Raw genomic sequence first — 19,991 nt, forward strand, 5'->3', positions numbered from 1 at the left:
CCCCCCACCCACCCCAAAGCGATACAAAAAACAAATACGACACGTCATTTTGTGTTTGATATTAATTTCTGTATCGCTTATAAAGTTCTCCATGCCCTCGAAATGCCCCTGAACAAAAAAGAGGCCGGAGACCGAAATGTACGCACAGCTAGTAGAAACAGGCGTCAAGCGCATAAAAGACCTGTCGGAAATGTCCGAAGAGGAACGCGCCTTCCAGGAAAAAATCGATTCAGAAATCAAGATCGAAGCCAAGAACTGGATGCCAGATGCCTACCGCCAGACCCTGATCCGGCAGATTTCCCAGCACGCACACTCCGAAATCGTCGGCATGCTGCCCGAAGGCAACTGGGTCACCCGCGCGCCGTCGCTCAAACGCAAACTGCAACTGATGGCCAAGATCCAGGACGAAGCCGGCCACGGCCTGTACCTGTACAGCGCCATGGAAACCCTAGGCGCCGACCGCGATGAAGAGATCGCCAAGTTGCACAGCGGCAAGGCCAAGTACTCGAGCATCTTCAATTACCCGACGCTGAACTGGGCCGACATGGGGGCGGTGGGCTGGCTGGTGGATGGCGCGGCGATCGTCAACCAGGTGGTGCTGCAGCGCACCTCCTACGGCCCGTATTCGCGGGCGATGATCCGCATCTGCAAGGAAGAGAGCTTCCACCAGCGCCAGGGCTACGAAATCCTCCTGACCATGATGCGTCACGGTACCCAGGCGCAAAAAGACATGGTCCAGGACGCGATCAACCGCCTGTGGTGGCCGTCGCTGATGATGTTCGGCCCGAGCGACGAACACTCGCCGAACAGCGCCCAGTCCATGGCCTGGAAGATCAAGCGCCAGAGCAACGACGAGCTGCGCCAGCGCTTCATCGACCAGACCATCCCGCAACTGGAGTTGCTGGGCTGCACCTGCCCCGACCCGGACCTGAAGTGGAACGCCGAGCGCGGTCACTACGACTTCGGCGAAATCCAGTGGAACGAATTCTACGAAGTGCTCAAGGGCAACGGCCCCTGCAACCAGGAACGTGTCGCCACTCGCCGCAAGGCGATTGAAGACGGTGCCTGGGTTCGTGAAGCCGCCGTCGCCCACGCCCGCAAAAAACAAAACAAGAACGCCGCCTGATCCGGCCACCTGATGTGGAGTAACTGAAATGTCCGAGTGGACCCTCTTCGAAGTCTTCGTGCGCAGCAAGCACGGCCTCAACCACAAGCACGTCGGCAGCGTGCATGCCGCCGACACCACCATGGCCATCGAGAACGCGCGCGAGCTCTATACCCGTCGCAGCGAAGGCGTGAGCCTGTGGGTGGTGCCTTCGGCATTGATCACCGCTTCGTCGCCGGATGAGAAAGACCCGCTGTTCGACCCGTCGGACGACAAGGTTTACCGCCACGCCAGCTTCTACGAGCTGCCGGCCGAAGTCGGGCACATGTGAGGTCGACCATGAACAACAAGACCGATCTGATCGAATACCTGCTGCGCCTCGGCGACAGCGCCCTGATCCAGGGCCAGCGCCTGTGCCAGTGGTGCGGCAAGGCACCGGCACTGGAAGAGGAACTGGCGTTGATGAACGTCGGCCTCGACCTGGTGGGCCAGGCGCGCAACTGGCTGGAGTACGCCGCCGAACTGCTGGACGACGGCCGCGATGCCGATCACCTGGCGTTCCGCCGCGACGAACGTGCCTATCGCAATCTGCTGCTGGTGGAACAGCCCAACGGCGATTACGCGGTGACCATCCTCAAGCAGTTCCTGTATGACGCCTGGCACCTGCCGGTGTTGCAGGGCCTGAGCCAGTCCAGCGATGAGCGCATCGCCGGGATCGCCGCCAAAGCGGTGAAGGAAGTCACCTATCACCTGCGCCGCTCCGGCGAGTGGGTCGAGCGTCTGGGCGACGGCACCGAGGAAAGCCACAAGCGCATGCTCGCGGCCATTCCCGAGGTCTGGCGTTTCACCGTGGAACTGATCGCCGCCGATGACAGCGAACAGCGCCTGTGCGCAGCCGGCATCACTCCGGACATCGCCAGCGTCGCCGCGCAGTGGCAAGCCAAAGTCGAGCAGATCTTCACCAGCGCCACCCTGCCCGTGCCCGCCGCACCGAGCTATTTCTACCTGAATGCGCGCAAGGGTCTGCACACCGAACACCTGGGCATCCTGCTGGCCGAAATGCAGTTCCTGCCACGAGCGTACCCCGATGCAACCTGGTGAGCTGATCGCCAGCGACCGCGGCGCCCGGGCGGCTCAACCGACCGACCTGGCTGCTGCGTGGGCAATCCTGGCAGAGGTCATGGACCCGGAAGTGCCGGTGGTCAGCGTGGTCGACCTGGGCATCGTCCGCGACCTGGACTGGCAGGCAGGTCACTTGCACGTGGTGGTCACCCCGACCTACTCCGGCTGCCCCGCCACCGAAGTGATCGAGAGCGATATCCGCGAAGCGCTGGAACTCGCCGGATTCAAGGCGCCGCAATTGGAGCGCAAGTTGACCCCGGCCTGGACCACCGACTGGATCAGCGACAGCGGCCGCGAACGCCTGCGTGCCTACGGCATCGCACCGCCCGAGGGCAGCACCAGCAAACGCAGCCTGCTCGGTGAGAGCCCGGTGATCGTCTGCCCGCAATGCGGCAGCGCCCACACCGAGGTGCTCAGCGAGTTCGGTTCCACCGCCTGCAAGGCCCTGTACCGCTGCGTCGATTGCCGGGAACCGTTCGACTATTTCAAGTGCATCTGAGCGGCGAATCGGCCGTCCCAGCTGGAGAACAACAATGAGCAAATTTCACAGCCTGACCATCAAGGACGTGCGCGCCGAGACCCGTGACGCGGTGTCCATCGCCTTCGAGATTCCGCAGGACCTGCAAGACAGCTTCCACTTCACCCAGGGCCAGCACCTGGTGATGCGCACGCAACTGGACGGCGAAGAAGTACGCCGCTCGTACTCGATCTGCACCGGGGTCAACGACGGTGAACTGCGCGTGGCGATCAAGCGTGTGGCCGGCGGTCGTTTCTCCGCGTTTGCCAACGAACAACTGAAGGCCGGGTACAGCCTGGAAGTCATGCCGCCCGCCGGGCATTTCAGCGTCGAACTCGATCCGGCGCGCCATGGCAACTACCTCGCTGTGGCGGCGGGCAGCGGCATTACGCCGATCCTGTCGATCATCAAGACCACCCTGGAAACCGAGCCCCACAGCCGCGTCACCCTGCTGTATGGCAACCGTTCCAGTTCCGGTGCACTGTTCCGCGAACAGCTTGAAGATTTGAAGAACCGCTACCTGCAGCGCCTGAACCTGATCTTCGTGTTCAGCCGCGAGCAGCAGGATGTCGACCTGTACAACGGCCGGATCAACGCCGAGAAATGCGAGCAGCTGTTCAGCCGCTGGCTCGACGTCAAGGCCCTCGACGCCGCGTTCATCTGCGGGCCGCAGGAAATGACCGAAACCGTGCGCGACAGCCTCAAGGCCAAGGGCATGCAACCCGAGCGCATCCATTTCGAACTGTTCGCCGCCGCCGGCAGCGAGCAAAAGCGCGCCGCCCGCGAAGCCGCCCGCCAGGTCGATGCGGCGGTCAGCCAGATCACCGTGATCAGCGACGGCCGTGCCCTGGCCTTCGACCTGCCGCGCAACAGCCAGAGCATCCTCGATGCGGGTAACGAGCAAGGTGCGGAGCTGCCCTACTCGTGCAAGGCCGGCGTGTGCTCGACCTGCAAGTGCAAGGTCATCGAAGGCGAAGTGGAAATGGACAGCAACCACGCCCTGGAAGACTACGAAGTGGCCGCCGGCTACGTGCTGTCGTGCCAGGCCTTCCCGATCAGCGACAAGGTGGTGCTGGATTTCGACCAGCTCTGAAATTTCTGAACGCCGCAATCCCTGTGGGAGCGAGCTTGCTCGCGATAACGTTGGGTCAGCCAGCCTAGAAGTTGGCTGTCAGTCCCTCATCGCGAGCAAGCTCGCTCCCACAGTTGTTCGGCGGCGCCCTCAATCCTTTTGATTCGAGAGTCAATACCATGTCCCACGCCCCTACCCTGCAAAGCTTCATCGCCGGTCGCTGGATCGGCCAACAAGGCGCGCAAATCCTGCGCAGCGCTATCGACGGACACGATATTGCATACACCCACGAAGAGCGCCCGGACTTCGCCGAGGCCATCGAACACGGTCGCCGCCAAGGCGTCAGCGGCCTGATGGCCCTGGACTTCCAGCAACGCGCACAGCGTCTCAAGGCCCTGGCCCTGTACCTGAGCGAGCGCAAGGAACAGCTCTACGCGATTTCCCACCACAGCGGCGCGACCCGTGCCGACAGCTGGATCGACATCGAAGGCGGCAACAGCACGCTGTTCACCTACGCCAGCCTCGGCTCGCGGGAACTGCCGTCGGGCAACGTCGTCCACGAAGGCCCGGCGCTGCAGTTGAGCAAACTCGGCAGCTTCGCCGGCACCCATATCCTGGTGCCGCGCGGTGGCGTGGCGGTGCACATCAACGCCTTCAACTTCCCGATCTGGGGCATGCTGGAAAAGTTCGCCCCGAGTTTCCTAGCCGGCATGCCGTGCATCGTCAAACCGGCCAGCGCCACCAGCTACCTGACCGAAGCCGTGGTGCGCCTGATGGACGAATCCGGCCTGTTGCCAGCGGGCAGCCTGCAACTGATCATCGGCGGCACCGGCGACCTGCTCGACCGCCTGCAAGGCCAGGACGTGGTGACCTTCACCGGTTCCGCCAACACCGCGGCCAAGCTGCGGGTCAACCCGAACCTGATCCGCAACTCGGTGCCGTTCACCGCCGAAGCCGACTCGCTGAACTGCGCGATCCTCGCCCCGGATGTGACCCCGGACGACGAAGAATTCGAGCTGTTCATCAAGGAAGTCGCCCGGGAAATGACCACCAAGGCCGGGCAGAAATGCACCGCCATCCGCCGCGCCATCGTGCCGGCCAAACACATCGATGCGGTGGCCACGCGCCTGCGCGATCGCTTGGCCAAAGTAGTGGTCGGCGACCCGTCGGTGGAAGGCGTGCGCATGGGTGCGCTGGCGTCCCACGATCAGCAGAAAGACGTGGCCGAGCGTCTGGAAAGCCTGCTGCAGAGCAGCGACATGCTGTTCGGTGCCCGTGACGGTTTCGAACCGCGTGGCGAAAATGTCAGCCAGGGCGCATTCTTCGCCCCGACCCTATTGCAGGCTCGCGACCCGCACGCTGAAGGTGGTGCACACGACATCGAAGCGTTCGGCCCTGTCAGCACCTTGATGGCCTACGACGATCTCGACGAAGCATTGGCCCTCGCCGCTCGCGGCAAAGGCAGCCTGGTGGCCAGCCTGGTGACCAAGGATCCACAAATTGCTGCCAAAGCCATTCCGGTGGCCGCTGCATTGCACGGTCGTCTGTTGGTGCTGGACCGCAACTGCGCCGGCGAATCCACCGGCCACGGCTCGCCGCTGCCACAACTCAAGCACGGCGGTCCGGGTCGTGCCGGTGGTGGTGAAGAGCTCGGTGGTTTGCGTGCGGTGAAACACTACCTGCAACGTGCCGCGGTACAAGGCTCGCCGACCATGCTGACAGCAGTCACCGGCGAGTACGTGCGTGGCGCCAAGGTCATCGAAACCGAGGTTCATCCGTTCCGTCGCCACTTCCAGGACCTGCAGGTCGGCGAGTCGTTGCTGACCCACCGCCGCACCGTCACCGAAGCCGACCTGGTGAACTTCGGTTGCCTGTCGGGCGACCACTTCTACATGCACTTCGACGAGATCGCGGCCAAAGAGTCGCAATTCGGCAAGCGCATCGCCCACGGTTACTTCGTGCTGTCGGCAGCGGCCGGTCTGTTTGTATCGCCGGCGCCCGGCCCGGTGCTGGCCAACTACGGCCTCGACACCCTGCGTTTCATCAACCCGGTGGGCATCGGCGACACCATCCAGGCGCGTCTGACCTGCAAGCGCAAGATCGACCAGGGCAAGAAGAGCCCGCAAGGCATCCCGCAAGGGGTGGTGGCGTGGGATGTGGAAGTGACCAACCAGTTGGGTGAACTGGTGGCAAGCTATGACATTCTCACCTTGGTGGTGAAACGCGAGGATTGATCAGGGCTTCTGGTTGACCACAGATCTTGTGGTCAACTACAAATCAAATGTGGGGGCGAGCCTGCTCGCGAAGAGGGAATGTCAGTCGACATGAGTGTTGGCTGACACACTGCTTTCGCGAGCAGGCTCGCTCCCACAGTGGTTTGTGTTGACTGAAATACTTAATGCTTGCGCAACCACTCGATAAACAGCGCAAACAACTCCGACTGCGAACCCACTTCCAGTTTCAAGTACAGGTTCTTGCGGTGCATGCGCACGGTTTCCGGTGAGATGCTCATCTGGCTTGCCGTGGATTTCACCGAATGCCCGCGCAGGACCATGTGCGCCACTTCCCGCTCGCGCTCGGTGAGCAAGTCGCTGCCGAAATGCTCGAAGGCCGATTGCACCCGGTGCTTGAGATCATCGCGCATGCCCTGGTCTTTATCGCACTGGATCTGGCGGCTGCGCAGCATTCCGCGTTGACTGAATTCGCTGATGAATTCACGCACCAGCGGTTCGACGGCGCGCAGCAGGTTCAGCTGTTCGGCGCACAGGCATTCACCGCCAAAACCTTGAAAAAGGCTGACCGAAATCTTCGTGTCATTGCCGGTATCGACGATGTAGTAGCTGTCTTCCGAACAGCCTGCATTCAGGTAATAGGTCTTGTAGTAGTCGCTGTCGAAGAAGTTGTCCGGCGCGATTTCCTCCAGATGATAGAACCCTTGCGCCAATCCCTGCTCCACCGCCAGGCAAAACGGGTCGAGCAGATAACCGCCGGAAAAATAGCGTTCCAGGATCGAGACCTGATACTCCTGCGCAATCCCGCGCTGATGCAGCAACTGTGGCGCGCGGTCCTTGCGCTCCAGGCTGATCATCATCGACTCGACGGACACCAGCTGCGCCAACGCTGACGCCAGGTATTGCAAGGCGTCAGGCTCATCGATATGGGCGAATGCCTCGCACATTCCCCCATGCCATTTGTGCAATGCCCCGAAGGGCATTGCGATCAGCGTATCGTCGTCTGGTTTGCTCATGCCCCGCAGTCTAGCGGGTGAACAGGGCCTTGGTAAAAGCCTGACGGATGAAGTCATTGGCCGAAATACTGGCCGCTCTGCTCAAGCTCGGCCGCCACTTCCAGGATGCACACCCGCAGGGTCTCGACGATTTCATCGACTTGGGCAAACGTCAGGATCAACGGCGGCGACATCACGTTGAGGTGCATGATCGGCCGCACCAGCAGTCCCCGGGCCTGGGCCCGCGAGTGGATTTTCTCGCCGATGTTGATCTCGTCAGGGAACAGCGCCTTGGTGCGTTTATCGGCGACGAATTCCACGCAGGCCATGAGTTTCTGGCAGCGCACATCGCCCACCAGTGGCAAGTCCCGCAGGGTTGCCAGGCGCTCTTCCAGATACGCCCCCACCGTGTCGACATGGGCCAGCAGGTTTTCCCGCTCGATGATTTCGATGTTCTTCAGCGCCGCCGTGCAGCACACCGGGTGGCCGCTGTAGGTGAAGCCGTGGGTGAAACAGCGGCCCTTGCCCGGCTCGGCGATGACTTTCCAGATGCGCTCGGAAAAGATACACGCGCCCAGCGGCAGGTAGGCCGAGGTCAGGCCCTTGGCGGTGGTGATGATGTCAGGCAGCACGTCAAACACATCATGGGAGGCGAAAAACTTGCCCAGGCGCCCGAACGAGGTCACCACTTCGTCGGCGACGAACAGGATGTCGTGGCGCTGGCAGACGTCCCACATGCGCCTGAGATAGCCCTGGGGCGGAATAATCACCCCGCCCGAGCCCATGATCGGCTCGGCGAAAAATCCGGCGACCTTGTCCGCGCCAACCGACAGGATCTTGTCTTCGAACTCCTTGACCAGGAACTCGAGGAACTGCGTCTCGTCCATGCCGTCGGGCGCGCGGTACGGGTTCGGGTTGGAGACGTGGTGGATCAGCGGGTTGGCGTAATCGAACTCCGGCACGCGGTCGGCGGCCTTGTTGCCGATCGACATGGTCAGGGTGGTGGAGCCGTGATAGGCGTTGAACCGGGCGATGACGTGCTTCTTCTCGGGTTTGCCACGGCAGTTCTGGTAGTACTGGATCAGCCGGTACGCGGTGTCCACGGCGGTGGAGCCGCCAGTGGTCAGGAACACATGGTCAAGATCGCCCGGGGCCAGGCTGGCGAGTTTTTCGCATAGCTGGATGGCGACGTTGTTCGACATGTCGGAAAACGGGTTCGAATAGGCCAACTGGCGCACCTGGTCGGCGATGGCCTCGGCCATTTCCTCGCGCCCCAGGCCGATGTTGGTGCACCACATGCCGCCCACCGCATCGAGAAAGCGGTTGCCCTGGGTGTCGTAGATGTAGGCCCCGTCGCCAGCAACGATGTTCAACGAACCTTGTTCGGCATGTTCGTCGAACATGTGGTAGCCGTGCATGTGATGGGCTTTGTCGGCCTTGACCAGTCTGGACTCATCCGCCGGCGAAAGTACGGTGCGTGTTGGAGTCGCCATAAATAAACCTCTAACCGAATTGACTAACGATCGAACAAATCAGATGCCGCTTTTCACGGTGCTCCAGACCCGGGTGATGGCCCGCATGTCCTTGGCGTCCTGGGTCTTCTGCGGGAACAAACGCTCGCGGGTCTGCGCATCGGGGTAGATGGCCGGGTTGTTGCGCACGTCGGCGCTCAACAAAGGCGTCGCCGCGGCGTTACTGTTGGCGTAATTGATGAAATCGCTCACATCCGCCATGACCTGCGGCTGCATCAGGTATTCGAGAAACCTGTGGGCATTGGCGACATGGGGGGCGTCCGCCGGGATGTACATGTTGTCGAACCAGATCAGCGAGCCTTCCTTGGGGATGAAGTACGCCAGGTCGATCTTCTTCCTCGCTTCTGCCGCTCGGGCCATGGCCGTGGCGTAATCGCCGGACCAGGTCATGGCCATGCACACGTCGCCGTTGGGCAGGCTGGTCAGGTAATTGACCGAGTCGAACTTGCGGATGTACGGCCGCACCGACAGCAGCAAATCCTGCGCAGCTTTCAGGTCCTCCGGTGCGGCGCTGCGTGGATCGCGTCCCAGGTACTTCAAGGCCATGGGGATGACTTCGGTCGGGGCGTCGAGCAGGGTCACGCCGCAATCGGCGAAGCGCGAGACGATTTTCGGATCGAAGATCATCGCCAACGAGCCGATCGGCGCGTCCGGCATGCGTTCCTTGATCTTGTCTACGTTGTAGGTGACGCCGTTACTGCCCCAGGTGTAGGGCGCGGAGAACTGGGTGCCGGGATCGTACCCCTGCAGGTCCTGCAAGACTTTCGGGTCGAGATTGTTCCAGCCCGGCAGCAGCTTTTTATCCAGCGGCTGGAACACCCTGGCCTTGATCAGCGGTGGTGCGAGGGACGCGTTCAACACGATCAGGTCATAACCGGAGTGGCCGGTGAGCAATTTGGCCTGCACCGTTTCGTAGGCATCGAAGGTGTCATAAATGACTTTGATGCCAGTGGCCTTTTCGAAGTCGGCCACGGTTTTTTCACCGATGTAATCCGCCCAGTTGTACAACCGCAGCGTATTGCTGTCGTCCACTTGAGCGGCGTAGGCATTCAATGTCAGCGGTACAACAAACAGACTGGAAATCACCTTAAGCAGCGTCTTGCCCATAGCAAATGCACCTTATAGCGAGTTCGGCTCTGGATGAGCGGATGCCCTCACTATTGGTGGATTCGCCGGGCGGAACCATACCCCGAATGGGTGTGTGTGTCGTTTTTGGCTCACCGGCATGGCAAAAAGCGGCAGCGCAGTTGACCCGTTTTGCCATAGATCCGGGGTTTGTCCGGCGCTTAAAGTGGCGGCCTGAACCGACCCTGCGGAGCCTGCGATGCCCCACCTGATCAAACACGAGCAACGCGACGGCGTGTTGACGCTGACCATCGACCGCCCGGACAAGCTCAACGCGCTGAATAACGCCATGTACACGCAACTGGCCGACCTGTTGCTGGCCGCGGACGAAGACGCGCAGACCGGTGTGATCATCCTCACCGGCGGCCCGGCCTGCTTTACCAGCGGCAACGACCTGGTGGATTTCCTCCAGCATCCGCCGACGCATCTGGACGCCCCGGCGTTCCGTCTGATGAAAGTCGTCACGCGCCTGCAAAAGCCGCTGATCGCGGCAGTCTGTGGGGCCGCCATCGGCATCGGCACCACGTTGCTGTTGCATTGCGATCAGGTGCTGGTTACCCGCAACGCCAGGTTGCGCATGCCGTTCGTCAACATCGGCCTGTGCCCCGAATTTGGCGCCAGCCTGTTGCTGCCACGCCGGCTCGGCCATGCCCGCGCCGCGAGCCTACTCCTGCTGGGCAACGGTTTTGACGGCAACGAAGCGGTGGCCTGGGGCCTGGCCAACGAAGCCTTCGATGACGGCGAACAATGCCTGGCGGCGGCCACCACAATCGCCCGGCGCTTTCTGGCCATGCCCCAGCAAGCCTTGCGCCAATCGCGACAACTGATGAAACAGGCTTCCCTGGCCGAACTGGAAGCCACCCTGCGCGAAGAAAACACACTGTTCATTCAGCGCCTGAACACCGACGAGGCGAAAACCGCCTTGAACGCCCTGCTCAATCGCAGTACAGATAAGAATCCACTGAAAGGAAACCAGCCATGAACACTCCGGAAATCTACGTCGTCAGCGCCGCCCGTACCGCCATCGGTACCTTCGGCGGTTCGCTCAAGGACGTGCCACTGGCCGACCTGGCGACCACGGCCGTGAAAACGGCCCTGCAACGGGCCGCCGTCGACCCGGCGCTCGTTGGCCATCTGGTGATGGGCAACGTGATCCCGACCGAAACCCGCGACGCCTACATCTCCCGCGTCGCGGCGATGAACGCCGGCATCCCGAAGGAAACCCCGGCCTATAACGTCAACCGCCTGTGCGGTTCGGGCCTGCAAGCCATCATCAACGCTGCGCAGACACTGCTGCTGGGCGATGCCGACATCGTCGTGGGTGCCGGTGCCGAATCCATGAGCCGCGGTCCATACCTGATGCCTTCGGCCCGTTGGGGTTCGCGCATGGGCAACGCCCAGGTCATCGACTACATGCTCGGGATCCTGCATGACCCGTTCCATGGCATCCACATGGGCATCACCGCCGAGAACGTCGCTGAGCGCAATGGCATCACCCGCGAAATGCAGGACGCCCTGGCCCTGGAAGACCAGAAACGCGCCGCCCATGCGATTGCCAACGGCTACTTCAGCGAGCAGATCGCAACCGTGGAAATCCAGGATCGCAAGGGCACCAAACTGTTCAGCGTCGACGAGCATCCGCGCGCCACGTCCCTGGAACAGCTGGCGGCAATGAAGCCGGCGTTCAAGAAGGACGGCTCGGTCACCGCCGGCAACGCCTCGGGCCTGAACGACGGCGCCGCCGCACTGGTCATGGCCACCGGCAACGCGGTTCAGACCAATAACCTGAAACCACTTGCCCGCCTGGTCAGCTACGCCCACGCCGGCGTCGAACCGGAATTCATGGGCCTGGGCCCGATTCCGGCCACGCGCCTGGCGCTCAAGCGCGCCGGCCTGACCATCGCCGACCTGGACGTGATCGAAGCCAACATCGCCTTCGCCGCCCAGGCCTGCGCCGTCAGCCAGGAACTGGACCTCGACCCGGCCAAGGTCAACCCGAACGGCTCCGGCATCGCCCTGGGCCACCCGGTGGGCGCAACCGGCGCAATCATCGCCACCAAGGCCATCCACGAACTGCACCGCACTGGCGGTCGTTACGCGCTGGTGACCATGTGCATCGGTGGTGGCCAGGGGATTGCGGCGATTTTTGAGCGGGTTTGATAGGGCCTTTCATGGTGCTTTGACCGCGTGCATATCCATTGCCGAGGTTACGGCGGCTTATGGTTCCGCCCTGACGGCGGGTCACTTTGGAAAAGCCCCAAAGTGACCCGCCGTCAGGGCGAAACCATCAGCAGGCGTTACCGCAGAAACGGATATGTACACAACCCAATAAACATCCCACCTCACAACAATCCCCCCACCAGGGCCGCGAACCTGCTTGATGTTTTTTCTCGCCAACTGGTCGCTTTCCATCAATCCACCCGTCTCTCTGCCCCCTAGATTAGCTCCCAGAACACGCAGCCGTTCCGCGCGGCCAGTCACTGAGGAGATCGCCCCATGCACAGTTTCCACAACCGCAAACAGCAGAGCCCGATCGACGGCTGGGACCACCAGGACCCGGAAGAAGCCTTCACCCTGCCCTCGCGTTACTTCTATGACGAAACCCTGTTCAAGGCCGAGCGCGACAACATTTTCATGCATGCCTGGCACGTGGCCGGACACGTCAGTGAATTTGCCGAACCGGGTCAGTACGTGGTCACGGATCTGTTCGACCAGAGCGTGGTGGTGGCAAAAAACCGCCAGGGCCAGATCCATGCTTTCCACAATGTTTGCCAGCATCGCGGCAATCGCTTGCTCGAAGAACGGCGCGGCACCACCGGCGGCGTGGTGCGTTGCGCCTATCACTCGTGGTGCTACGAAATGGACGGCAGCCTGCGCAGCGCACCCCGTTGCGAGAAGATGAAGAACTTCGAATTGCAGCAGTTCAACATCCCGCAGATTCGCACCGAAGAAATGGGCGGCTTCATCTATTTCAATCTCGACCCGACCGCGCCGTCCCTGCGGGACTTGTTCCCCGGCGCCGACGAGGAAATGCGCCGGGTGTTTCCGGACCTGGCCAACATGCGCCTGATCGAGGAACAGGACGTGATCGTGCCGGCCAACTGGAAGGTGATCATGGACAACTCCATCGAGGGTTATCACTTCAAGCTGTCCGGGCCATGCCATATCGACCTGGCGAAATTGATCGACTTCAAGGGCTATCAGTTGAGCAAACGCGACAACTGGTGGACCTACATCGCCCCGGCCAACCTGTCGGTAACCGAAGCCTACGGCGTGCCCCTGCGCAAGGACCTGAACCCGGACGAATGCTTCTTCAATATCGGCATGTGGCCGAACAACACCTTCTATACCTTTCCGTTCTCAGAGTTCCTGGGCTCGTTCATCATGATCCCGCTGGACGCCGAACGCTCGCTGCTGCGCTTCGGTTACTACTCCAGCAATGCCGAGACCGCACAGGTCAGTACATCGTGCATGAAGTGGATGAACGAGGACCTGGGGCCGGAGGACATCGCACTGAACATCTCGGTGCAGAAAGGCCTGCGCTCGCTCGGTTACGACCAGGGGCGCTACATGATCGATGCCCAGCGCAGCAATGAAAGCGAGCACCTGGTGCATCACTTTCACCGATTGGTGTTTAACGGGATTCATGGTGGTTCCGCGATCTGAACCACCCCGATCCCTGTAGGAGCGAGCTTGCTCGCGATGGACGTCAACGATGACGCAGGCTGTTTGAATACCTGCGTTGCCTTCACGTTTTTCGCGAGCAAGCTTCGCTCCTGCAGGTGAGGTGTTGTGTCCTTTCATCTATGGAGCACCCCGAACCATGCCCAACCATGCGTTTGATTACCTGATCGTCGGCGCAGGATCAGCCGGCTGCGTGTTGGCCAACCGCTTGGGCGAAGACCCGGCGGTGCGGATTCTGCTGCTGGAGGCCGGGCCGGCGGACCGGAGCTGGACCATCGACATGCCGTCCGCCGTGGGACTGGTGGTCGGCGGCACGCGCTACAACTGGAGCTACAGTTCCGAGCCGGAACCCTTTCTGGACGGCCGTCGGATCGGCACGCCGCGAGGCCGCACGTTGGGCGGCTCGTCGTCGATCAATGGCATGGTCTACATCCGTGGCCATGCCCGGGACTACGACGGCTGGGCCGAACAAGGCTGCGACGGCTGGGGTTATCAGGATGTACTGCCATATTTCAAACGCGCCCAAACCCATGCCGATGGTGCGGACGATTACCGTGGGGCGACGGGTCATCTGCACGTCACTCCCGGCGATACGACGACGCCGTTGTGCGCGGCGTTTCTGGCGGCCGGCGCGCAGGCCGGATATGGCCTGAGCGACGATTTGAACGGTTATCGCCAGGAAGCCTTCGGCCCGGTGGATCGCACCACCCGCGCCGGGCGGCGCTGGAGTACCTCCCGCGGTTATCTGCGTGAAGCGCTGGCCCGGGGCAACGTTCAGGTGCGTACTGACGCGCTGGCGCTGCGCATTCTGTTCGACGGCAAACGCGCCGCCGGCATTGAGTACGAGCACAACGGCGAGGTCCACCAGGCCTTCGCCCGGCGTGAAGTGTTGCTGAGCGCCGGGGCCATCAACTCAGCGCAATTACTGCTGCTGTCCGGTATCGGCCCGGCGGCGGAACTGCGGGACCTGGGGATCGAGGTCAGGCACGACCTGCCCGGCGTTGGCCGGCGCCTCAACGATCACCCGGACACGGTGGTGCAATACCTGTGCAGGCAGCCCGTGTCGCTTTACCCGTGGACCACCGCGCCGGGCAAATGGTGGATCGGCGCACGCTGGTTTGCCACCCAAGACGGGCTGGCGGCGAGCAACCATTTCGAGGCCGGGGCGTTCATCCGCTCCCGGGCCGGGGTCGAGTTTCCCGACCTGCAACTGACTTTCATGCCCCTGGCGGTCAAACCCGGCAGTGTCGACCTGGTGCCAGGCCACGCGTTCCAGATCCACATCGACCTGATGCGCCCCACCAGCCTGGGCAGCGTCACGCTCAACAGCGCCGACCCCAGGCAGCCGCCGCGCATCCTGTTCAATTACCTGAAAACCGAGCAGGATCGAGCCGACATGCGCGCCGGCGCACGGCTGGTGCGCGAGATCATCGCGCAACCGGCCATGGCCGCTTATCGTGGTGAAGAGCTGGTGCCTGGCCCGCAAGCGCAAAGTGATGAAGCGCTGGACGCCTGGGCCAGGCAGGTCACGGAAACCGGCTACCATGCCAGCGGCACTTGCAAGATGGGGCTGGCGGGCGATGCCGAAGCTGTGGTCGATCCGCAACTGCGGGTGCATGGCCTCGATGGATTACGGGTAGTGGACGCCTCGATCATGCCGGTGATCGTCAGCGGCAACACCAATGCGCCGACGGTGATGATCGCGGAAAAGGCCAGCGACCTGATTCGCGGCCTGCCACCTCTGCCGGCCATCGATGCCCCGGTGTGGATTCACCCACAATGGCAAACGCAGCAACGATAGAGATCACCCATGAGCAGTCAGTCGTCCAACAGCACCGATGCACCTTTCACCTGGCGGCGCGGCGACGTCGCGCCGTTGCGTGTCGCGGTGCTGTTGTTGCCGTCGTTTTCCAACTTCGGTCTGGCGGCCGTGCTGGAACCGCTGGCCATCGCCAACTGGCTGACTCAGCGCACTGTGTTCGAGTGGACGCTGCTGTCCATGGACGGTGAACCGGTGCAAGCCAGCAATGGCTTGACCACGGTCGCCAATGACGGCTTGAAGACCGATCAGGGTTTCGATGTGTGCGTGGTGCTCGCCAGTTTCGATGTGCACAAACACAGCCGCAACCTCGCGCTCAAAAGCTGGTTGCGCAAGCAGGCGTTGTTCGGCGCCGTGCTGATGGGCGTGGAAACCGGTACCGAACTGCTCGCCGCCGCCGGCGTGCTCGACGGTTACGAAGCCGCCGTGCACTGGGACAACCTGCAGGGTTTTCAGGAAAGTTATCCACGGGTCCACGCCAGGCCGCAGCTCTATACCCTGGAACGCCAGCGCATGACCTGCGCCGGCGCCACCACGACCCTGGACATGCTGCTGGGCTGGATCGGCCAGAGCCTGGACAGCGAATTGGCCCGGGAAATCGGCATGCACCTGTTGATGGGCCAAGTGCGCGCACCGGCCGACAATCAACTGGAAGGCGGCCTGACCAACACCGGGCTGTACGGCAACAAGATCCGCCGTGCCATCGGCTTGATGGAGCAAGCCCTGGAAGAACCGCTGGATTGCGAAGCGATTGCCGCTCAGGTCGGCCTTTCACGGCGGCAACTGGAGCGGCAATTCAAGCATCAGACCGGCCTGTCGCCACTCAAGTACTACATCACCCTGCGCCTGGCCAAGGCCCACAGTCTGCTGCAACAGACGCGCCTGAGCGTTGCCCAGGTGGCAGCCTGCTCGGGCTTCGGTTCGCTGGAGCACTTTTCCCGTACCTATCGCGCCCGCTTCGGCTGTCCGCCCAGCGAAGACCGCAGCCAGGTGTGGACCGCCCCGGTGATGCGCCAGCCGCTGCGCAAGGAGCATCGGCCGGTCGAGGCGGACTGACTCACAGGCGATAAGCCGGTTCTTCTTCGTCGAGAATCCCCATCAGCGCATTGAAATGCTTGTCGGCAAAGTCCGGATAGTCGAGCCATTGCCGACGGGTCTTGCACGCGATTTCATCACTGGCGATGCGCAGCTCGCGGCCGGTGGAAAGTGCAGTGATGTAGGTCTCGCAGGCGCGTTCGAAGTAGTACAGATCATCGAACGCCTGGGCGATGCTCGGTGCCGCCACCAGCAGGCCGTGATTGCCCATCAGCAGAATCGGCTTATCCCCCAGCAGGTGGCTGACGCGCTCCGCCTCTTCTCCCAGGCCCATGCCGTCGAAGCCTTCGTCGATCGCCACACGCTCGAAAAAACGCATGCAGTTCTGCTCGATCGGCGGCAAGCGCGAATCCGCCAGACAGGCCAGGGCCGTCGCGTATTTCGAGTGGGTATGGAGGATGCAGCGGGCGTGGGGCTGATTGCGGTGCAAGGCACTGTGCAAGGCCCATGCGGTGATGTCCGGTGCGTCCGGGCGATCGAGGCTGGCGGGCTCATCGGCGTTGACCAGCAGCAAGTCGCTGGCCTTGATCCGCGAGAAGTGCTTGCCGTAAGGGTTGATCAGGAACTCCCGGCCGTCCCCCGACACCGCGACGCTGAAGTGATTGGCGATGGACTCGTGCAGGTTCAGCCGCGCCGCCCAGCGGAACGCACAGGCCAGGCGGATACGCAGTTGCTCGACAGGTTGATTCATCCCGTGCTCCCCCGGATGTTGATCGGTTGCTGGCAGTGTAGAGCGACGCCTTGCGCGCACTTGACGGGAAACGGCATGGATTGCCGCTATCGGCCAGCTCGTCAGGAATCCCTTGTGTGAGCAGGCCTGCTCGCTCCCACAAGGCTTCTCCAGCGCACACAGAAACTCATCTTCTCGGAACAAACCAGCTGACGACCGGCAGCAAAAACCATTTGCCACAAAATATTATATACGTCATATTACAGCCATCATAAATGACCTCGCTTCAACAGGTAATCCTCCATGACCAGCATGCCCACCGTTGAACCCGACCTGGCTGCCCCGGTGACTGCCGCCAAACCTCCCCTGTTCAAACGCCTGCTGTTGCCCACCATGGGAATCGCAGCGCTGGTGCTGGCTGGCGTGTATGGCGCGCATTGGTGGAGCGCCGGGCGTTTTATCGAAGAAACCGATGACGCCTATATTGGTGGCGACGTAACGGTGATTGGGCCGAAAGTGGCGGGTTATATCGACGAAGTGCTGGTGACCGACAACCAGAAGGTCAAGGCGGGCGATGTGCTGATCCGCCTCGACTCGCGTGACTACCGTGCCAACCTGGCCAAGGCCGAAGGTGCAGTGGCCGCCCAGGAAGCCTTGCTGGCCAACCTTGACGCCACCGAACAACTGCAACAGGCCGTCATCGGCCAGGCCCGCGCTGGCATCGACGCCGCCGGTGCCGAAGCCGCCCGTTCGCGCGATGACGATGCCCGCTACAAAAAACTGGTGATCACCAACGCCGTCTCGGTGGAAAGCGCCCAGCGCGCCAACACCACGTTCAAGACGGCCCAGGCCCAAAGCAACCGTGCCCAGGCTGAATTGCTGGCCGCGCAACGTCAGTTGAATGTGATCGACACCCAGAAACAACAGGCCCGGGCCGCCCTGATCCAGGCCAAGGCCGAGCGCGATCTGGCGCAATTGAATGTCGGCTACACCGAACTGAAGGCACCGGTTGACGGTGTGATCGGCAATCGTCGGGCCCGGGTCGGCGCCTATGCCCAGGCCGGCTCGCAATTGCTCTCGGTGGTGCCGACCAGCGGTCTGTGGGTCGATGCCAACTTCAAGGAAGACCAACTGGCGCGCATGGTGCCGGGGCAACGGGTGGTGATTCATGCCGACGTGCTTGCCGGGCAGGAATTTCATGGTCATCTGGACAGCCTCGCCCCCGCCAGCGGTTCGCAATTCAGCGTGTTGCCACCGGAAAACGCCACCGGCAATTTCACCAAGATCGTGCAGCGGGTGCCGGTGCGCATCCACCTCGATCCGGCGGACAGCATGCTCGGCCACCTGCGTCCAGGCCTGTCCGTCACCGCCGAAGTCGACACGCGCAAGGAGCCTGAAGCGCCAGTCGTGGCCAGCGCGCCATGAGCCGCGCCCTCGCCGCCCCGGCGCAACCGTTCAATGCCGCGAGCATGGCCACGGCGACCAAGGTCTTCGCCTTTGCCAGCATGTGCATCGGCATGTTCATTGCGCTACTGGATATCCAGATTGTCTCGGCTTCGTTGCGTGACATCGGCGGCGGGCTCTCCGCCGGCACCGATGAAACCGCGTGGGTACAGACCAGTTACCTAATCGCCGAAATCATCGTGATCCCGCTGTCGGGCTGGCTCTCCCGGGTGTTTTCCACGCGCTGGCTGTTTTGTGCGTCGGCAGTGGGCTTTACCCTGACCAGCCTGTTGTGCGGCGTGGCCTGGAACATCCAGAGCATGATCGTTTTCCGCGCCCTGCAAGGCTTTCTGGGCGGTTCGATGATCCCGATGGTGTTCACCACGGCCTTCGTGTTCTTCAGCGGCAAACAACGGGTCATCGCCGCCGCGACCATCGGCGCGGTGGCGTCCCTGGCACCGACCCTGGGACCGGTGATCGGCGGCTGGATCACCGACATCTCGTCCTGGCACTGGCTGTTCTACATCAACCTGGTCCCCGGCATCTTTGTCGCCGTGGCCGTGCCGATGCTGGTGAAAATCGACCAGCCGGAACTGTCGCTGCTCAAGGGCGCGGATTATCTGAGCATGGTGTTTCTGGCGCTGTTCCTCGGCTGCCTGGAATACACCCTCGAAGAAGGACCGCGCTGGAACTGGTTCAGCGACCGCACGATCCTGACCACCGCATGGATCAGCGGCATCGCCGGGCTGGCGTTCATCGGCCGGACCTTGCATGTGGCCAATCCGATTGTCGATCTGCGCGCCTTGAAAGATCGCAACTTTGCCCTTGGCTGCTTCTTCTCGTTCGTCACCGGTATCGGCCTGTTCGCCACCATTTACCTGACGCCACTGTTTCTCGGCCGGGTGCGGGGCTACGGTGCGCTGGACATTGGTCTGGCGGTTTTCTCCACCGGGGTGTTCCAGATCATGGCGATTCCGCTGTATGCCTTTCTGGCCAACCGCATTGACCTGCGCTGGATCATGATGACCGGCCTTGGGCTGTTCGCCTTGTCGATGTGGGATTTCAGCCCGATCACCCATGACTGGGGGGCCAGGGAATTGATGCTGCCGCAAGCCTTGCGCGGGATTGCCCAGCAATTGGCGGTGCCGCCCACCGTGACGCTGACCCTTGGCGGCCTGGCGCCGGCAAGGCTCAAACATGCGTCGGGGTTGTTCAATCTGATGCGCAACCTGGGCGGGGCTATCGGCATCGCGGCGTGCGCGACCATTCTCAATGACCGCACCAACCTGCATTTCACCCGGTTGGCGGAGAACCTCAACAGCACCAACGAGGCGCTCAACCAATGGCTGTCCCAGGTCGGCAACAACTTCGCCGCCCTCGGCCAGAGCGGTGACGCCGGGGCCACCGCCAGCCTGCATCAGCTATGGTTATTGACCTATCGCGAAGCCCAGACACAAACCTACGGCGACGCGTTTTTGATGATCATGGTCTGCTTCATCATCGCCACGGCGATGGTACCCTTGATGCGCAAGGTGCAACCACCGGCCGCGCCGAGTGCCGATGCGCATTGATGCCTGTGCG

General features: G+C 62.2%; 17 protein-coding genes. 13 read left to right on the top strand and 4 right to left on the bottom strand.

The features are described 5' to 3' along the window. Window positions 1-136: 136 nt before the first annotated feature. The 6 genes from paaA to paaZ all read left to right on the top strand — a co-directional run bounded on the left by paaA (window position 137) and on the right by paaZ (window position 6,050). Window positions 137-1,126 carry a 1,2-phenylacetyl-CoA epoxidase subunit PaaA gene (paaA, locus tag CAF65_RS24040; RefSeq protein WP_085718506.1) on the top strand — a complete coding sequence of 330 codons (990 nt, stop codon included), beginning with the start codon at window positions 137-139 and terminating at the stop codon, window positions 1,124-1,126. A 28-nt stretch (window positions 1,127-1,154) separates the two neighbouring features. Continuing rightward, window positions 1,155-1,436 carry a 1,2-phenylacetyl-CoA epoxidase subunit PaaB gene (gene paaB / locus CAF65_RS24045; protein WP_007943393.1) on the top strand — a complete coding sequence of 94 codons (282 nt, stop codon included), beginning with the start codon at window positions 1,155-1,157 and terminating at the stop codon, window positions 1,434-1,436. 8 nt (window positions 1,437-1,444) lie between these two features. After that, a complete protein-coding gene (gene paaC, locus CAF65_RS24050; RefSeq protein ID WP_085718507.1) occupies window positions 1,445-2,206 on the top strand; it encodes a 1,2-phenylacetyl-CoA epoxidase subunit PaaC in 762 nt (253 codons plus the stop codon). After that, window positions 2,193-2,726, top strand: a complete 534-nt coding sequence (gene paaD, locus CAF65_RS24055; protein WP_085718508.1) for a 1,2-phenylacetyl-CoA epoxidase subunit PaaD — start codon at window positions 2,193-2,195, stop codon at window positions 2,724-2,726. Before paaC ends, paaD begins: the two co-directional genes overlap by 14 nt. Window positions 2,727-2,760: 34 nt before the next feature. Continuing rightward, on the top strand, window positions 2,761-3,837 hold the full coding sequence (paaE, locus tag CAF65_RS24060) for a 1,2-phenylacetyl-CoA epoxidase subunit PaaE (protein WP_085718509.1): 1,077 nt from the start codon (window positions 2,761-2,763) through the stop codon (window positions 3,835-3,837). 158 nt (window positions 3,838-3,995) lie between these two features. After that, window positions 3,996-6,050: a phenylacetic acid degradation bifunctional protein PaaZ gene (gene paaZ / locus CAF65_RS24065; RefSeq protein ID WP_085718510.1), complete on the top strand. Its 2,055-nt coding sequence runs from the start codon at window positions 3,996-3,998 to the stop codon at window positions 6,048-6,050. 161 nt (window positions 6,051-6,211) lie between these two features. Here the strand turns inward: paaZ and CAF65_RS24070 are convergent, their stop codons facing one another. The 3 genes from CAF65_RS24070 to CAF65_RS24080 are packed head-to-tail and all read right to left on the bottom strand — an operon-like array spanning window position 6,212 to window position 9,681. Further along, window positions 6,212-7,120, bottom strand: coding sequence for a helix-turn-helix transcriptional regulator (locus CAF65_RS24070; protein WP_085718511.1), 909 nt, complete (start codon window positions 7,118-7,120; stop codon window positions 6,212-6,214). Beyond that, complete coding sequence (locus CAF65_RS24075; protein WP_085718512.1) at window positions 7,117-8,535, bottom strand: aminotransferase; 1,419 nt, start codon at window positions 8,533-8,535, stop codon at window positions 7,117-7,119. The genes CAF65_RS24070 and CAF65_RS24075 overlap by 4 nt, the downstream gene beginning before the upstream one ends. Before the next feature lie 39 nt (window positions 8,536-8,574). Beyond that, on the bottom strand, window positions 8,575-9,681 hold the full coding sequence (locus CAF65_RS24080; RefSeq protein ID WP_085718513.1) for a polyamine ABC transporter substrate-binding protein: 1,107 nt from the start codon (window positions 9,679-9,681) through the stop codon (window positions 8,575-8,577). Window positions 9,682-9,898: 217 nt separating this feature from the next. Here CAF65_RS24080 and CAF65_RS24085 point away from each other — a divergent pair, with 217 nt between their 5' ends. From CAF65_RS24085 to CAF65_RS24105, 5 genes are all read left to right on the top strand, one after another. Next, window positions 9,899-10,681, top strand: a complete 783-nt coding sequence (locus CAF65_RS24085) for an enoyl-CoA hydratase (protein ID WP_085718514.1) — start codon at window positions 9,899-9,901, stop codon at window positions 10,679-10,681. Beyond that, window positions 10,678-11,859 (top strand): acetyl-CoA C-acyltransferase family protein, encoded by a 1,182-nt coding sequence (locus tag CAF65_RS24090; RefSeq protein WP_085718515.1) that lies wholly within the window; start codon window positions 10,678-10,680, stop codon window positions 11,857-11,859. The genes CAF65_RS24085 and CAF65_RS24090 overlap by 4 nt, the downstream gene beginning before the upstream one ends. Before the next feature lie 336 nt (window positions 11,860-12,195). Continuing rightward, window positions 12,196-13,365: an aromatic ring-hydroxylating dioxygenase subunit alpha gene (locus tag CAF65_RS24095; protein WP_085718516.1), complete on the top strand. Its 1,170-nt coding sequence runs from the start codon at window positions 12,196-12,198 to the stop codon at window positions 13,363-13,365. Window positions 13,366-13,522: 157 nt separating this feature from the next. Then, window positions 13,523-15,184, top strand: a complete 1,662-nt coding sequence (locus CAF65_RS24100; protein ID WP_085718517.1) for a choline dehydrogenase — start codon at window positions 13,523-13,525, stop codon at window positions 15,182-15,184. Between the two features lie 9 nt (window positions 15,185-15,193). Further along, window positions 15,194-16,258, top strand: coding sequence for a GlxA family transcriptional regulator (locus CAF65_RS24105; RefSeq protein ID WP_085718518.1), 1,065 nt, complete (start codon window positions 15,194-15,196; stop codon window positions 16,256-16,258). Window position 16,259: 1 nt separating this feature from the next. Here CAF65_RS24105 and CAF65_RS24110 read toward each other — a convergent pair whose 3' ends face one another. Further along, window positions 16,260-16,988 (bottom strand): class II aldolase and adducin N-terminal domain-containing protein, encoded by a 729-nt coding sequence (locus CAF65_RS24110; protein ID WP_085718519.1) that lies wholly within the window; start codon window positions 16,986-16,988, stop codon window positions 16,260-16,262. 282 nt (window positions 16,989-17,270) lie between these two features. Here CAF65_RS24110 and CAF65_RS24115 point away from each other — a divergent pair, with 282 nt between their 5' ends. Both CAF65_RS24115 and CAF65_RS24120 read left to right on the top strand, forming a co-directional pair. Further along, complete coding sequence (locus CAF65_RS24115) at window positions 17,271-18,392, top strand: HlyD family secretion protein (RefSeq protein ID WP_085718520.1); 1,122 nt, start codon at window positions 17,271-17,273, stop codon at window positions 18,390-18,392. Beyond that, on the top strand, window positions 18,389-19,981 hold the full coding sequence (locus CAF65_RS24120) for a DHA2 family efflux MFS transporter permease subunit (protein ID WP_085718521.1): 1,593 nt from the start codon (window positions 18,389-18,391) through the stop codon (window positions 19,979-19,981). Before CAF65_RS24115 ends, CAF65_RS24120 begins: the two co-directional genes overlap by 4 nt. Window positions 19,982-19,991 lie beyond the last annotated feature (10 nt).

Source organism: Pseudomonas sp. B28(2017) (genome assembly GCF_002113025.1).
Lineage (GTDB): Bacteria > Pseudomonadota > Gammaproteobacteria > Pseudomonadales > Pseudomonadaceae > Aquipseudomonas.